Annotated in this window: 15 protein-coding genes; 6 read left to right on the forward strand and 9 right to left on the reverse strand. The window is 71.1% G+C overall.

What is annotated here, in order from left to right:
* The first annotated feature begins 187 nt into the window (after window positions 1-187).
* Together ACFVYA_RS05970 and ACFVYA_RS05975 are read left to right on the forward strand one after the other, a co-directional pair.
* A complete protein-coding gene (locus ACFVYA_RS05970) occupies window positions 188-853 on the forward strand; it encodes a glycoside hydrolase family 11 protein (protein WP_285988744.1) in 666 nt (221 codons plus the stop codon).
* Window positions 854-855: 2 nt separating this feature from the next.
* The gene (locus ACFVYA_RS05975) at window positions 856-1,518 is read left to right on the forward strand and encodes a polysaccharide deacetylase family protein (RefSeq protein ID WP_387042908.1); all 663 of its coding nucleotides are present in this window, start codon (window positions 856-858) and stop codon (window positions 1,516-1,518) included.
* A 353-nt stretch (window positions 1,519-1,871) separates the two neighbouring features.
* Here the strand turns inward: ACFVYA_RS05975 and ACFVYA_RS05980 are convergent, their stop codons facing one another.
* Together ACFVYA_RS05980 and ACFVYA_RS05985 are read right to left on the reverse strand one after the other, a co-directional pair.
* Complete coding sequence (locus ACFVYA_RS05980) at window positions 1,872-2,477, reverse strand: GNAT family N-acetyltransferase (protein WP_387042910.1); 606 nt, start codon at window positions 2,475-2,477, stop codon at window positions 1,872-1,874.
* A gap of 22 nt (window positions 2,478-2,499) precedes the next feature.
* Window positions 2,500-3,069, reverse strand: a complete 570-nt coding sequence (locus ACFVYA_RS05985) for a hypothetical protein (protein ID WP_285988747.1) — start codon at window positions 3,067-3,069, stop codon at window positions 2,500-2,502.
* Between the two features lie 109 nt (window positions 3,070-3,178).
* Between ACFVYA_RS05985 and ACFVYA_RS05990 the strand changes: the two genes are divergently transcribed.
* Window positions 3,179-3,793 (forward strand): hypothetical protein, encoded by a 615-nt coding sequence (locus tag ACFVYA_RS05990; RefSeq protein ID WP_387042912.1) that lies wholly within the window; start codon window positions 3,179-3,181, stop codon window positions 3,791-3,793.
* Window positions 3,794-3,861: 68 nt separating this feature from the next.
* The gene (locus ACFVYA_RS05995; protein ID WP_285988749.1) at window positions 3,862-4,353 is read left to right on the forward strand and encodes a carboxymuconolactone decarboxylase family protein; all 492 of its coding nucleotides are present in this window, start codon (window positions 3,862-3,864) and stop codon (window positions 4,351-4,353) included.
* A gap of 205 nt (window positions 4,354-4,558) precedes the next feature.
* Here ACFVYA_RS05995 and ACFVYA_RS06000 read toward each other — a convergent pair whose 3' ends face one another.
* The 4 genes from ACFVYA_RS06000 to ACFVYA_RS06015 form a co-directional block, all read right to left on the reverse strand.
* A complete protein-coding gene (locus ACFVYA_RS06000; RefSeq protein WP_387042914.1) occupies window positions 4,559-6,370 on the reverse strand; it encodes a glycoside hydrolase family 15 protein in 1,812 nt (603 codons plus the stop codon).
* Between the two features lie 5 nt (window positions 6,371-6,375).
* On the reverse strand, window positions 6,376-7,428 hold the full coding sequence (locus ACFVYA_RS06005) for a glucose 1-dehydrogenase (RefSeq protein ID WP_387042916.1): 1,053 nt from the start codon (window positions 7,426-7,428) through the stop codon (window positions 6,376-6,378).
* 170 nt (window positions 7,429-7,598) lie between these two features.
* Window positions 7,599-9,053: an RICIN domain-containing protein gene (locus ACFVYA_RS06010; RefSeq protein WP_387042918.1), complete on the reverse strand. Its 1,455-nt coding sequence runs from the start codon at window positions 9,051-9,053 to the stop codon at window positions 7,599-7,601.
* A gap of 176 nt (window positions 9,054-9,229) precedes the next feature.
* The gene (locus ACFVYA_RS06015) at window positions 9,230-9,892 is read right to left on the reverse strand and encodes a lytic polysaccharide monooxygenase (protein WP_387042920.1); all 663 of its coding nucleotides are present in this window, start codon (window positions 9,890-9,892) and stop codon (window positions 9,230-9,232) included.
* A gap of 298 nt (window positions 9,893-10,190) precedes the next feature.
* Between ACFVYA_RS06015 and ACFVYA_RS06020 the strand changes: the two genes are divergently transcribed.
* Window positions 10,191-10,472, forward strand: coding sequence for a hypothetical protein (locus tag ACFVYA_RS06020; protein WP_387042922.1), 282 nt, complete (start codon window positions 10,191-10,193; stop codon window positions 10,470-10,472).
* A 48-nt stretch (window positions 10,473-10,520) separates the two neighbouring features.
* Here the strand turns inward: ACFVYA_RS06020 and ACFVYA_RS06025 are convergent, their stop codons facing one another.
* From ACFVYA_RS06025 to ACFVYA_RS06035, 3 genes are all read right to left on the reverse strand, one after another.
* On the reverse strand, window positions 10,521-11,414 hold the full coding sequence (locus ACFVYA_RS06025) for a TIGR03619 family F420-dependent LLM class oxidoreductase (protein WP_285988756.1): 894 nt from the start codon (window positions 11,412-11,414) through the stop codon (window positions 10,521-10,523).
* Between the two features lie 187 nt (window positions 11,415-11,601).
* Window positions 11,602-12,849, reverse strand: coding sequence for an HEXXH motif domain-containing protein (locus tag ACFVYA_RS06030; protein WP_387042924.1), 1,248 nt, complete (start codon window positions 12,847-12,849; stop codon window positions 11,602-11,604).
* Window positions 12,846-13,970: an FxsB family cyclophane-forming radical SAM/SPASM peptide maturase gene (locus ACFVYA_RS06035; protein ID WP_387042926.1), complete on the reverse strand. Its 1,125-nt coding sequence runs from the start codon at window positions 13,968-13,970 to the stop codon at window positions 12,846-12,848. Before ACFVYA_RS06035 ends, ACFVYA_RS06030 begins: the two co-directional genes overlap by 4 nt.
* 179 nt (window positions 13,971-14,149) lie before the next feature.
* On the opposite strand from ACFVYA_RS06035, the gene ACFVYA_RS06040 reads away from it, so the two are divergent.
* Window positions 14,150-14,320, forward strand: coding sequence for a hypothetical protein (locus tag ACFVYA_RS06040; protein WP_285988759.1), 171 nt, complete (start codon window positions 14,150-14,152; stop codon window positions 14,318-14,320).
* Window positions 14,321-14,368 lie beyond the last annotated feature (48 nt).

The following is a 14,368-nucleotide window of genomic DNA, read 5'->3' on the forward strand; positions in this document are numbered from 1 at the left end:
GGGGGCGGCGGGCCCCGGCCCTTCCACCGCTGGGGGCGTGGCGGTGTGGCATCCGGGGGGGGGCCCGGGCCGCCCCCCCCCGCGCCGCGGATCATCGAAACTTTCCGAAAGTTATTGCCTGACCAGCAGAACCACTCGCATGCTTTGGCCATCCTGGCTCGCTTGCCAGCCTCGACGAGGAGGAAGCATGCTCACCAAGAAACGCGGCCGCAGCAGGGTGTTCGCCGGCGGCGCCGTCCTTGCGCTGATCGCCGCATTCCTGCCCGGCACCGCCTGGGCCGACACGGTCATCACGACCAACCAGACGGGCAACAACAACGGGTACTACTACTCGTTCTGGACCGCCGGTGGCGGCTCGGTCTCCATGACACTCGGTTCCGGCGGGAACTACCGGACCAACTGGAGCAACGTCAACAACTTCGTCGCCGGCAAGGGCTGGAGCAACGGCAGCCGGCGGAACGTGAACTACTCCGGCAGCTTCAACCCCTCCGGCAACAGCTACCTGGCGCTCTACGGCTGGACGTCCAACCCGCTCGTCGAGTACTACATCGTCGACAACTGGGGCAGCTGGCGGCCGACCGGGACGTACAAGGGCAGCGTGACCAGCGACGGCGGCACGTACGACATCTACCAGACGACCCGCTACAACGCGCCGTCCGTCGAAGGCAACAAGACGTTCAACCAGTACTGGAGCGTTCGCCAGCAGCGGCGGACCGGCGGCACCATCACCACCGGCAACCACTTCGACGCGTGGGGCCGCGCCGGCATGCGGCTGGGCAGCTTCAACTACTACATGATCCTGGCCACCGAGGGCTACCAGAGCAGCGGCAACTCCAACATCACGGTGGGCTGACCATGCGCGTGTGGAGCACCCTCCTGGCCACGGCGGCCATCGCCGTGGCGAGCACGGTCGCCGTCACGCCGGCCCAAGCCGCCGCGTGCAACGGGTACGTCGGCCTGACGTTCGACGACGGGCCGTCGAACGCCCACACCCCGGCCATTCTGAACGCGTTGCGGCAGAACGGGTTGCGGGCCACGATGTTCAACGAGGGCCAGTACGCGGCCGCGTACCCGGCGCAGGTCCGCGCGGAGGTGAGCGCGGGGATGTGGGTGGGCAACCACAGTTACACGCACCCGCACCTGACCCAGCAGAGCCAGGCCCAGGTGGATTCCGAGATTTCCCGGACCCAGCAGGCGATTTCGGCCGCGGGCGGCGGTACGCCCCGGCTGTTCCGCCCGCCGTACGGGGAAACGAACGCGACGGTCCAGTCGGTCGAGGCCAGGTACGGCCTCCGCCAGATCATCTGGGACGTCGACTCGGGAGACTGGAACAACGCGAGTGTGGACGCGATCGTCGCGGCCAACGCCCGGCTCACGAACGGGCAGGTCATCCTGATGCACGAATGGCCGGCCAACACGCTGTCCGCGATCCCGCGCATCGCCCAGACGCTCGCCGGTCGCGGGCTCTGCGCCGGGATGATCTCACCGCAGACGGGGCGGGCGGTCGCCCCGGGCTGACGGTGCGGGAGGTGGCGCGGCGGTTGCACCCCGCCGCGCCACCATCCGATCCTCCACAGTGGATTGCCTGATGGCCGACCAAGGGTTGACCCCGACATTTCACCGGCCCGGTGACGGCCGGTCGGGGCCCTGCTCGGCCTGCTGCTGGGCCTGGCCGTCGCCGACGAAGGGCGGCTGGAGATCCTCGGGACGCCGGTGGGCCGGATCGCCCGGACAACGGGCAGTTGCTGCGGCGGGTGGAAGCCCGGATGGGCGACCGCCCGGACCCGGTGGTGGGGAGCTTCACCCCGGCGACGTCCGCGCCGCCGGGCTCGGTGGCGGCGTTCGCACGCTGAGCCGGAATCGCGTGCGCTTCAGCGGGCCGGGCGCAGGTGTTCGGTGCGCCAGTGCCGTCCCCGGCGGGGTGTTCGCCAATGCCGTCCCCGCCAGGGGCGCACCGGGCCGCGGGAGGCCATGAAGGCCGGCTGGTGCGCGGCGAAACCCTCCGCCGTGAGGCCCATCAGCACCGGGTACCGGACCTCTCCGCGGCGCAGCTCCGTGTCCCGCGGGCGGCCCTCCTCGCGGAAGCCCAGCTCTCCGTGCAGCGCCAGCGAGGCGAAGTTGCTCCCGTTGATGCTGACCTCGCACTTGCGGTACCGCCGCAGCTCGAACATGTACGCCAGCAGGACCGTGACCGCGTCGGCCGCGTAGCCGCAGCGGCGGTACTGGGGCCCGATGCCGACGCCGTAGCTGAAGTGGCCGCTGGCCGGGTCGGCCTGGATCCAGATCGACCCGACCAGCGTCCGGTTGTGCAGTGTCTCGATCGCGAAGTGGAAGTCGTCGCCCGCCGGGCCGCGGTGCGTTGCCCAGTGGCGGTAACCGCCGATCTGCCGGTCCGAATCACGGTCGAACCCGATCAGGGTGCGGTGATCCGCCGGGCGGACCTCCCGCAACCGCACCTTCCACCCCGCCCAGCTCATCGGCAGTGATGGTACAGCCCGATCACCAGTAGCACTGCGTGGTCATGTCGTCGAGCCGGACGAACCTGGACGAGCCGTTCGCCCCGATGATCGCCTTGACGAACACCGGGTTGACGCCGTTGAGGTTCCACCGGGCCGTGTTGACCGCCTGGTAGGCGCCGCTGCCGTTGAGCCACGGGTAGGTGCTGGACAGCAGGTGCCCGAAGGCGTCCCAGATCTCGATGCCGACCTGCGCCCCGCCCGCCGTCTGCATGAGGAACTGCGACGCGCACTGAGCATTGCCCGGCACCGAGTTCGTGGGCACCCAGAAGCCCTCGAACGCCCAGCCGTTGGTGGCGAACAGCCAGCCGTTGTTGCGGCCGGAGCGAGCGGTCCCGGCCCCGATGTCGAACCCGGCCGACGCGGAACCCCCGGTCGCGACCAGCCACGACGACTGCGGGTTGACCTCGAACCCGTCCTGGACCTGCGACAGGGAGGCGTGGGCCACCCCGGACGTGACGGCCATCAGTGCGGCGGACAGCGCGGCGGCGACGGTGACGCCACCCAGCTTGCGCAGGAGCCGGTTTCGTCCCCCGGAAAACGTTGCGGACATGTCGATCCCTTCCTCGATTCGTAGCACCCTCGCCTCTCCGAGCACGCGGGAAGGAGCGGTGATACATCCGGGTAACGACGGAACTGCCCGGAACGAAGGACAAGACACGATGAACCTGATGCCCCTGCCGGGCCGTGCCACCGGCGACGGCTTCCCGCACTGCCTGGCCGAGCTGCTCGAGCTGTGCCGGGTCCACCTCCCCGCCCGGACGGCGGAGGCCGGCGAGAGCGAGGAGGACCAGCGCGTCGTCCTGCGTGGCGCGCTGGGCAACCGGTACTCCGACTACCCCGACCTCCCGGAGCCGTTCTTCGCCGCGCTCGTGCGCGCCGCGGTCCACGACCCGAATCCCAGCTTCAACCGGCAGTTCGTCGAGCCGCTCCGCCGGGCGTTCGGGGCCCGCCGGACGCAGGAAGCGCTCCTCGAAGTCCTCGCCACCGGCACGAACCCGGAACGCGCGGGGGCGGCCCGCGCCTGGTACTGGGCCACGCTCGAGCCGCTCGACGACCTCCAGGACCGCTGGAACCGCGCCGCCCTGCGCGAGTTCGTCGCCAACGACGACCTCGACGTCCGCCGGTGGGTGCTGCCGGGGCTCACCCTCGACCCGGCCCGCTACCCCGCCGAGCTGCACCCGCTGGTCGCCGAGGCGGTGCACCTCGCGCGGACCCACCCCGACGGCTACCTCCGGCACCGCGTCGAGCTCCAGGGGGCCGACCCGGAGGTCTGACTGTCACAAGCTCCGGCCCGCCGGTGTCTTGAGGTCGTTCCCACCCCAGGACACCGGAGGACGAACCCATGGAACCCCGCATCGACCTGTTCACCACCGACACCGGCTCCCGGCTGGCGAAGCGGTTCGCCGGCCTCGGGCAGGTCATCGACCGGTCGCCGCTGCCGAAGCTCACCCGTGAACTGGTCAGCCTGCGGGCCAGCCAGATCAACGGGTGTGGCTGGTGCCTCGACATGCACGCCAAGGAAGCCGCCGCGGCCGGCGAGACGGCGGTCCGGCTCGCGCTCGTCGCCGCCTGGCGGGAGTCGACGGTCTTCAGCGAAGCCGAGCGGGCCGCGCTCGCCCTCGCCGAGGAGGGCACCCGGCTCGCCGACGCCGCCGAAGGCGTGTCCGACGAGACCTGGGCCCGGGTGCGCGAGCACTACGACGACGAGCAGGTCGCCGCGCTGGTCTCGCTGGTCGCCCTGATCAACGCCGCCAACCGGCTCGCCGTGATCGTGCACCAGAAGGGCGGGTCCTACGAGGCCGGGATGTTCGCCGCCGCTGCCGAACGCGGCTGAGAAGCCCGCTTCAGCAGCGTGGCGAGGACGGTGCCGAGCATGACCACCGGGGTGATCGCGATCATCGCCGACAAAGGTTACGTCTCCGCCGAACTGGACCGCTTCCTCACCGAGCGCGGAGTCCGGCTGATCCGGCCGTCCTACCGCCACCGGCCAACCCATCACCCGATCCCTGACCGCCTACGACCACTGACCGAGTTACGCATCAATCGTCCAGGGGACGCTGGTGCTCGCCCGGGGCGTTGGTGCCGGTTTCCGAACCCGAAAGCTGCCGGGCCGTGTTGACCAGCCCGACCATGCTGAACGCCTGCGGGGTGTTCCCCACCTGCCGCCCCGAGGCGGTGTCGTACTCCTCCGACAGCAGCCCCACGTCGTTGCGGAGCCCCAGCAGCTGCTCGAACAGCCCGCGGGCCTCGCTCGTGCGGCCGGTCGCGTGGAGGGCGTCGGCGAGCCAGAAGCTGCACGCCAGGAAACTGCCCTCGCCGCCGGGCAGTCCGTCGACGCCGCCGTCCGCGTCGGGGTCGTAGCGCCGGACGAAACCGCCGTGGGCGAGCTCGGCGCGGACCGCGTCCACCGTTCCGCGGACCCGGGCGTCGCCGGCCGGCAGGAAACCGACGCGGGGGATGAGCAGCAGGGCCGCGTCCAGGCCGCGCGAGCCGTAGAACTGGGTGAACGTGTTGCGATCGGCGTCGTAACCGTGGGCGCAGACGTCCTGGTGGATCTTTTCGCGCAGGGCCCGCCAGTCCTCGACCGGGCCCTCGAGGCCGTGGGCCGCCACCGTGTGCACCGCGCGGTCGATGCCGGCCCAGGCCATCACCTTGGAGTGGACGAAGTGCCGGCGCGGCCCGCGGACCTCCCACAGGCTGTTGTCCGGCTGGTCCCAGTGGCCTTCGAGGAAGTCGAGCAGCCCGCGCTGCAGGTCCCAGGCCGGGTGGGACGTCGGGAGCCCGGCTTCGCGGACGAGGTGGAGCCCGTCGAGGACCTCGCCCCAGACGTCGAGCTGGAACTGGTCCGCCGCGGCGTTGCCGACCCGGACCGGGGCGGCGCCTTCGTAGCCCGACAGCCAGTCCAGCGTCGACTCCGGCAGCCGGCGGGTGCCGTCGAGGCCGTACATGATCTGCAGGTCGGCGGGGTCCCCGGCGACCGCGCGCACGAGCCATTCCCGCCACGCGCGGGCTTCGTCGTGGTAGCCGGTGCCGATCAGGGCCTGCAGGGTGAAGGTCGCGTCGCGCAGCCAGCAGTAGCGGTAGTCCCAGTTGCGCGACCCGCCGAGCTGTTCCGGCAGCGACGTCGTCGCGGCGGCGAGGATGCCGCCGGTCGGGGCGTAGGTGAGGGCCTTGAGCGTGATCAGCGCGCGCCGGACCGCGTCCGGCCACGGCCCCTCGTACCGGCAGCGGCCGATCCACTCCGCCCAGAAGCGTTCCGTGTCGGCGAGCGCGGCTTCGGCGTCGGTGAAGCGCGGGCGCGGCCGGTAGGAGGCGTGGTGGGTGAGGACGAACGGGACGCGCTCCCCGGCGGCCACGGTGAACTCGGCGTGCGTGGCCAGGTCCTCGCCGTGCAGCGGCACGGGGGTGCGGACCCGGATCGCGTCGGGCCCGGCGACCGCGACGAACTCGCCGTCCTCGTTGCGCACCCAGGGGGTGACGGCGCCGTAGTCGAGCCGCAGCCGCAGCAGCATGCGCATCGGTACCCGGCCGGACACGCCTTCGACGATGCGGACGAGGTCCGCGGCTTCCCCGCGCGGCGGCATGAAGTCCAGGACGCGGACCGTGCCGTCGGGGGTGTCCCACTCGGTGGCCATGATCAGCGAGTCGCCGCGGTACGAACGCCGGGTCGCGGGACCGCCGCCGGCCGGGGCGAGCCGCCAGGTGCCGGCGTGCTCGTCGTGCAGGAGCGCGGCGAAACAGGCCGGGGAGTCGAAGCGCGGCAGGCACAGCCAGTCGATCGCGCCGTCGCGCGAGAGCAGCGCCGCCGTGTGCAGGTCGCCCAGCAGGGCGTAGTCCTCGATCGGGGCCACGGCGATCAGTGCTCGCCGTCGAGGTCGATGACGACCTTGACGTCGTCGTCGTGCGCTTCGAAGGCGTCGGCCGCCCGGTCCAGGGGCACCCGCCGGGTGATGAGCCCGCCGAGCCAGTCCAGGTCCGCGCGGCCGAGCGCGTCGGCGGCGGCCCGGTAGTGGCGCAGGTTCGCGTTGACCGACCCGATGACGACGTCGTTTTCGAGGACGAGCTCGCGGTTGATGGTCCCCGCGTCCACGGTGAGGCTCCGGCCGGCCGGGGAGACGCCGGTCAGGCAGACGATGCCGTACGAGCCGGTGCCGGCCATCGCGTCGAACACCAGCGAACCGACGCCGGTGGCCTCGAGGACGACGTCGGGCTCGAGCGACGGCAGCACCTTTTCGACCGGGTCGTGGTGGTAGGTCGCGCCCAGCGCCTCGGCGAGCCGGGGCTTGGGGCCGCCGGTGACGCGGTCGAGGACGTGGACGTCGAGGCCGCGCTGCACGCCCAGCAGCGCGCCGAGCAGCCCGATCGGGCCCGCGCCGGTGACCAGCACCCGCTGCGGCTCGAACCAGGCGCGTTCCCCGACGCGCTGGATCTGCTCCCACGCCTTCGCGACGACCGTCGTGGGTTCCAGCAGCATGCCGACGTCCCGCAGGCGGGGATCGAGGCGGACCGCGTAATCCGCCTCGACGGTCCACCGTTCGCTGCCGTAGCCGTCGATCTCCTTGATACCGCGCTCGGTGTAGCGGCCGTTGCGGCACATGTCGAACTCCCCGGCCGCGCACGCGCCGCACGGCACCGGGTCGGGGCGCCGGACGACCCCGACGACGAGGTCGCCCTCGGCGAAGCCGGCGGCCGGGGTGATCACCTGGCCGAGTGACTCGTGTCCCAGCACCAAGCGGTCCCGGCCGGGTGGCGCCCAGCCGTACTCGCCGCGGGCGATCTCCTTGTCCGTGCCGCACACGCCGAGGGCGAGCCCCCGCACGAGCAGCTCGCCCGGCAACGGTTGCGGCTCGGGTACCGTGCCGGTCCGCAGGGACCCCCGCTGTTCCGGCACCACGGTCAGTGCTCGCATCGCTCCGCTCCCTTCCGCGACGGCGGTGTCCGCCGGACGGCTCGGTCACGGTTTGACGCCCTTGCGCTCCGCAAAACATGCGGATGTGAAGCGATGAGCGGGCAAATGCGACGTTGCGGTGCAGAAAGGCCGGACGGGACCGGAACACCGGCCCCGTCCGGGTGACGGGCTCAGCCGGCGGCGACGATGCGCCACCGCTGGTTGGTGCTGCTGCTGTCACCGTATTGACCGAGGTCGGTGCCGCTGGCGGTGCGGCCCATGCCGTCGAGGTACTCGCCGGTGCTGCTGTTCCGGATGCGCACGTTGTTCGCGTCGGTCACCACCGACCACAGCTGGTTGGCGCTGCCGCTCGCGGCGTACTGGCTCACGACGGCGCCGTTGGTGGTGCGGCCCGCGCCGTCCAGGTAGAGGCCGGTGGCGCGGTTCTTGATGCGCACGCGGTTGCCGGCGTTCTCGATGACCCACTGCTGGTCGTAGCGGGCGGGGTCGCCGCTCGCCTGGCCGGTGCCGGAGCCGCTGGAGGAGCGCCCCAGCCCGTCGACGTACAGCCCGGTGGCGGCGTTGACGATCCGGACGTACGTGCCGCCTCCGTCGCCGATGCCCCACGCGTACCGCAGCCGGGTCAGCCCGCTGGCGTTCGACAGCGACAGCTTGATGCCCGGGCCGGTTCCCGCCTTGGTCGTCATGCTGTACCAGTCGCCGTCGCGCAGGCCCGGCCAGTACACGCTGCCCACGCCCAGGCTCCGCAGTTTCCCGCTGACGCCCCGGATGTAGTCGGCGAAGAACGATCCGCTCGGGATGCTGTAGTCGAGGGAGTCGTAGTGCACGCCGTTCTTGCTGCCGGGCGACATCGGGCCGCCCCACTCGGTGACGACGGTCCGGTCCGCGTACGCGCCGATGTAGCCGCCGATGTGGTCGGCCCACTCGGTTTCGCTTTCGTAGCCGGCGAAGAACGAGTAGTCGTGGGCCGCCAGCAGCGTCCCGTCGAGCCGCCGGTCGCCGCCGACCGCGGGCACGTTCTGGGCCAGGCCGGCGCCGTCGAGGATCACCCGGTCGCGGGGCACGCCGGGGTACCGGTTCAGCCAGGCGGTGTAGAAGTTGTTCAGGTCGCCCGCGCTGTAGGCGTACGGCTCGTTGATGACCTCGAAGTAGGCGTTCGGGTTGCTGCCGTACTTGGCGACGACCGTGTCCCACATCTGCTGGAACCGGCCCGTGTCCGTCGGCTTGCCCCCGGTGTAGGCCCAGTACGCCAGGATCACCTTGCCCTTGGTGAGCGCGGTGTCGATCGCCCCGGTGTAGGTGCCCCAGTAGCCGGAGACCGTCGGTTCGTTGATCGGCATCCGGACCGTGCTCGCCCCGGTGATCGAATACAGCTGGCCGACGACCTGGTTCGCCGTGGCGGCGGCCGAGGAGTACGTGTCCGAGGCACCGAGCCCGGAGACGTACAGCACGCCGTTGACGAAGTTGTCCCGCGTGTCGGCCCAGTTGACGCCCTTGAGCCCGGCAGTGGACGCCTGGGCCTGCGCCGGGACGGCGGTCAGCAGCCCGCCGGCGAGCGCGGACAGCGCCAAGAACCGCAACGCCGTGGACAGCGTCCTGCGGAGCGCGGAGTGGGTCGGTCTCATCGGCTCGTTCCTCCCGGATCCTGCGCAGCCGGAAAATGTTCGAGACCCTGGTTAACACCCGGCCCCGGCGAGCGGCCAGGCTTTCGAAGCGAAACGCTCAGGATCGGTCAGAAAAGAACACGGCGTGCCGCATTGAACAGAGCGAGCTCTGTTCAATGCGGCACGGCGCACTGTGGTCAGCCGAAGTCCACGTCACTGCACCACATGTACGTCTGGTCCTGATGCGAAGCCTGCCAGATCGTGAAGACGACGTGGTGTCCGCGGTAACCGCCGGAGGTCTGGACGGTGAAGGTGATGTCCTTCGCCGGGGCGTAGCGGCCGGTCTGCGTGACCTGGTCGAGGTTGCCCCAGCCGAGGCGCTGGGTGGTGGGGTCGTAGCCGTTCTTGCTGACGTAGACCCGGATGAAGTCGGCGCCGTGGCTGGCCTGGTCGTACAGGTGCATCGAGAAGGTGCTGCCGAGGCTGGTGGTGCGCCACTGGCCGGGGGTGTTCAGGGAGTTGTTGCGCGCCAGGCCGTTGCTGCACAGCTGCCCGTCGGGCGTCGCCCCCTGGAAGTTGCCGTGCAGCCCGTCCCGCAGGGCGCTCATCCAGTTCCACATGGTGTCGGCGTTGGCCTGGAAAGCCGCCCAGCACATGGGATCCTGCTGCTGCATGGCGGGGTTCGTGTGCTGGCTGCCCCAGTCCTTCCAGCACTGGTAGGCCCGGGTGGGGGGACTGACGATGGTCCCGTGCGCCGAGGCGGCGGGCACCCCGACGAACAGGCCGGCCAGCCCGGCGATGACCAGGGCGATCAGGCCCCGTCGTCCGGTAGCGGACCCGGAAAAGTTGCGCCTACGCATGGATGAGCCTCCATTCTCGGATGATCGAGCGGTGGTGGTTCATGTGGGAGCGCTCCCAGGGTGGCAGCAGCTTATCCCCGATCCGGACAAACTTCAACCAAAAGCCGAGCCGGAATCGTGGTTATTCCCCGCCGGAGTTCCGTTTCGAAAAGAACGTATTTCTCGCCGAAACTTTCGGAGTTCGTTGTTCGGCGGTGGACGACCGGCGACGAAGAGTGAGCCGAAGTCCGGGGTTACCCCCCGGGGGTTTCCCGATTGTCCCGGGCGGGCGTGGACCGCCGGTCACCTGGTCTTCCTCGTGGGGCTGGGATTCTTCGCCCACGCCTGCCGGACCATGTGGACGATCGCCGGCCGGACCCGTCTCGCCACCGCCGGGTTCCTCGCCGGGATCGCCGGCGGGCGGCGGGTGAAGCCGTGGGCGCCGGTACTGGTCCTCGCCGAGGTCGTCCTGCCCCTGCTCGACAAGAACTTCATCCCGCTGGGCGCCGCACTCCTGCTCGTCGCCTTCGCCTCGCTCCTCCGGCGCGGCGCCGTACCGCGGTCCACTTCGGACCCGGTCGCCCCGCTCATCGGAGGGTGAACACCACGGCGCGGGAGCCCGCCGGGCCGAGGGCTCCCGCGCCGGCGGTCAGCCCTTGGCGGTCAGCTCGAGCAGCCGGCCGGTGAGGTCGAGGTGCTCCTCGATGCTGCCGGTCAGGTAGGTGAGGTCCACGAAGGTGTGGTCCGGGGCCACCAGTTCGACGATCTTGGTGACCGACTCGGCGATGACCTCCGCGTCCGTGCCGGGGTCGGGGTTCACCCGCAGCGCCACCCCCAGCGCCTGCGGGTCGCGGCCGGCCCGCTCGGCGTCGGCGCGGAGCTTGGCCAGGGTCGAGGTGATCACGTCGGCGGGGAACTGCTCGGGCACCGACCAGACCGGGAGCCAGCCGTCGGCCCGCTCGGCGACCCGGCGCAGCGACTTCTCGCCGAAGCCGGCCAGGTGGACCGGCGGCTTGCGCACCGGCTTCAGGGCGACGTCGGACTCCGCGATCCGGTAGCCGACGCCCTCGTGCGTCACGGTGTCCTTCGTCCACCACGTCTCGAGCAGGTCGAGCAGGTCGTCGAGCCGCTTGCCGCGCTCGGACATCGGCACGCCGACGGCCGCGTACTCGTCGGGGGACCAGCCGATGCCCAGCCCCGGGAGGAGCCGGCCGTTGCTCGCGACGTCGATGCTGGTCAGCATCCGGGCGAAGTTGGCCGGCTGGTACTGCGTCGCGTTGATGGTGCTGGAACCGAGGACCGCGGTTTCGGTCACGGCCGCGGCGACGGCCAGCGCGGTGAACGGGTCCTGCGCGGTGTGGAACTCCTCGGGCATGGTGTCGTAGCCCGGGTACGGCACCACCGGGGCGACCGGCGACAGCAGCCGGTCGCCGACCCAGAGACTGGCCGCGCCGGCCCGTTCCGCCTCGCGCGCGTACCGCGCGATCCCGCCCGGCGTGGCCGCCGCCTTGCCGAACACCGGAAGGCTGAAACCAAGTGGCATTGCTTCTCCCCTGAAGAGTGAACGGACTCGTTCGGTCCTCGTACCACTACTACTCGCATCTAGTTGCGCCTTCAAGCACTTCCCGGTGCCCGGTCGCTGTGGCGCCGGATGCTCTGGGCCGCGGGGCGACGGCGGGCACGCCACCCACCTCGTGGAAGCGGCCGGGCGGACACACCTCGCGGAGCTTTCAGGCGGTCCGGTGCACCGCGAGCCAGGCGGCGCGGTGATCCGAATCCAGCCGGCCCGCGGCGGCCGCGGCGTTGTGGCCGACCGGTTCGGCGAGCCAGCCGGTGACGGTCTCCGCCAGCAAATCGGTGAATTGCCGGCCCAGGTCGGTCAGCTCGTCTCCGGCCCGGAGCTCGGCCAGTGCCTCGGCCACCGCTTTCCGCCACCGCGCGAACTCCGTTTCGGCGAACAGCCGGTCGGCCGGCGGTGCCGGGACTCGCCGCTGTTTCCGCCAGAAAGCCGCGACCCCGGCGAATGCGTAGCTGCCGTGCAGCAGGCCGCTCGCCGGCCTCGGATCGGTTCGCCACGGCGCGTAGTACCGGCGATCCGCGCCGGGCGAAACCAGCGGGAACAAGTCGGTCAGCCCGATGAGCTTGGTGTGCTGGAGCTCGTGGGTCAGGCTCGCGGCCGCGGTCACCGGATCGGCGGGCGGGGAAAGGAAGACGCACCCGAACGCCGCGTCGGCGGTGCCGCTCACCGGACTGGACTTCCCGCCGCGCAGGGGCGTGACCACCTTGATCGCCCACGGCAGCTCGTCCGCGGTGCCGGGGTGGTGGCGGCTGAGCACCTGCCAGGCCGCGCCGAGCGCCTTCTGCCACACGGCCGGGACCGCGGCGGTGTCCGGGACCATCGCGGGCGGCTCGTCCGCACCGGACCAGTCGTCCAGGAGGAATGTGACGGGCCGGTCCCGGGCGCCGACCGTGACGCGGGGGAGCGGGTACCAGTGGTCGGCCGACCGGCGCCAGTCGAGGGGAATCGTGACCGGCCCGATTCGCGTGCCGCCCGGAATCGGTGTCACCGTGATCCTGCCCGGCTCGGCGAGCAGGACCGTGCCCATTCCCGGAATCGCGACGTCGCGGCCCGGCACGTCGGCCGTCACCGGAACGCGGGCGTGGACGGCCGCGGCCAGGATGACCCGCTGGAGGCCCGGTACCGCGGGTTCTCCCCGGGTGGCCACTCGCAACGCCCAGGCGCCCACCGACGGGTGACGGAGCACGCGGCCGACGGACCCGGCCCGCGCTTTTTCCAAGCGAGCCAGGACGGCGAGGGCGGACGCCGCGGAATTCTGCGTGCCGGCCAGGTGCCTGATCAGGTGGAGGGTGCGGCTGAGCCGCGCGTCGGCGAGCAGGCGCACCACGGACGGGCCCCCGCCGCCCCGGGCGAGCGCGGCGAACTGGGCCCGCCGCAGGGTGAACGGGACCGCTCTCATCGGGTACCGCGCAACGCGCCGAGGTCGGCGGTGAGCCGGGCCCGGATGTGCGCGATCAATCGGTAGAGGTCCGCGCAGTAGACCGAGGGATTGTCGAAACCGCTGCCCGAGCGGTACCGGTGCGCCGGGAGCCCGCCGCCGCACACCCGCACCAGGTCGCACGCCCGGCAGCTCGCGCTCAGTGGTGGCGGTGCCGCACCGGGGAGTGCGGCGTCGAACGGATCCCGGTCCACGCGCAGACCGGTTTTCGCCACGTTTTCGGCAGCGGAGGCAAGAATGTCCGAGCGGCTGATCGAACCATCGGTTTCCACCACCAGGAACGGGGCCGACGGCGGGCCGCCCACACTTTCGACGGCGGACCGGCCGCCGAACAGCACGTGGATGATCTCCTCGAACAACCGCACCCCCGTTTCGCGCCGGTCCGCGCCGTACCAGCGGTCGAAGATGCGGATCAGCCAATCCGCGTACCGGCCCGCGCCCGGCGGTGGCGCGTCCCAGGTGTGGTGCGGGAGCAGGAAATCCACCCGGGGCGGAGAGAACTCCAGCAGGGCTTCGTAGCAGGCGACGGGATCGTTGCGCAGATCGATGGTGCACAGCACCCCGCGGTAGATCTCGCGGAAAGCGGGGGAATTCAGCCGCCGCAGCGCGGCCGCCGTGTCCGCGTGGCTCCCGCGCCCACCGGGCCCGCGGCGGTGCCGGTCGTGGGCGATCCGGTCTCCGTCGAGGCTCACGCCGACGCCGACGTCCAGCTCGCTCAGCACCTCCAGGGTGGCCTCGGTGAGCAGGGTTCCGTTGGTCTGCATCGAGAGCCGGACTCGGGCGGGCACCTTGTCCCGCAAGGCGTCCGCGATCCGCCGGACGAGCGGAAGACCGCCGAGCAGCGGCTCGCCGCCGTGCAGCAGGACAGCCAGGGTCGGCACGCGGTGCGCGGCGGCGTGTTCGGCGATCCTGGCGACGGTCCGGTCGGCCAGCTCCGGCGACAAGGCCCGCGGGCGAAGCTGCCAGCCGTGGTCGGCTTTGGTGTAGAGGTAGCAGTAGTCGCAGGCCAGGTTGCACCGGCCGTGCAGCTTGAGGATGAATTGACGAAATGCCAACGGGGCCGCTCGGACGATCTCCTCCATAGCGCCTCTTTTCCTCCTGATCAATGAAACACGCTCGTCCGGGTGATCGCGAGACCGCCGACGCCGATTGATCTTTCTGGCGGCAGCTCGATCCACCGAACGGTTCATCCTTCTCTGGAGTGACGGACGCCCGGTTATGATGGAAACCATCAGCGGCAGCACGAGGGGCGGCAGCGTCGATGGCCGACGAGAACCTGCTCGAATCCGATCTTCTCGACGTCACGGATCTCGACCTGGAGGCACTGCAAGCTCTGCCCGATTGTGTGTTGCGTTGTTCTCTGGAACGTGCGCTCGGTGCCGGGGAAGATTCTCCGGGCCGATACGATGCGCCGTACAAAGCAGGTCTGTGAGGCGCCGTGTAATACCCGGTCCTCTTTTCGCGACTGGAGTGTGATGAG

Source organism: Amycolatopsis sp. NPDC058278 (genome assembly GCF_042881395.1).
GTDB lineage: Bacteria > Actinomycetota > Actinomycetes > Mycobacteriales > Pseudonocardiaceae > Amycolatopsis.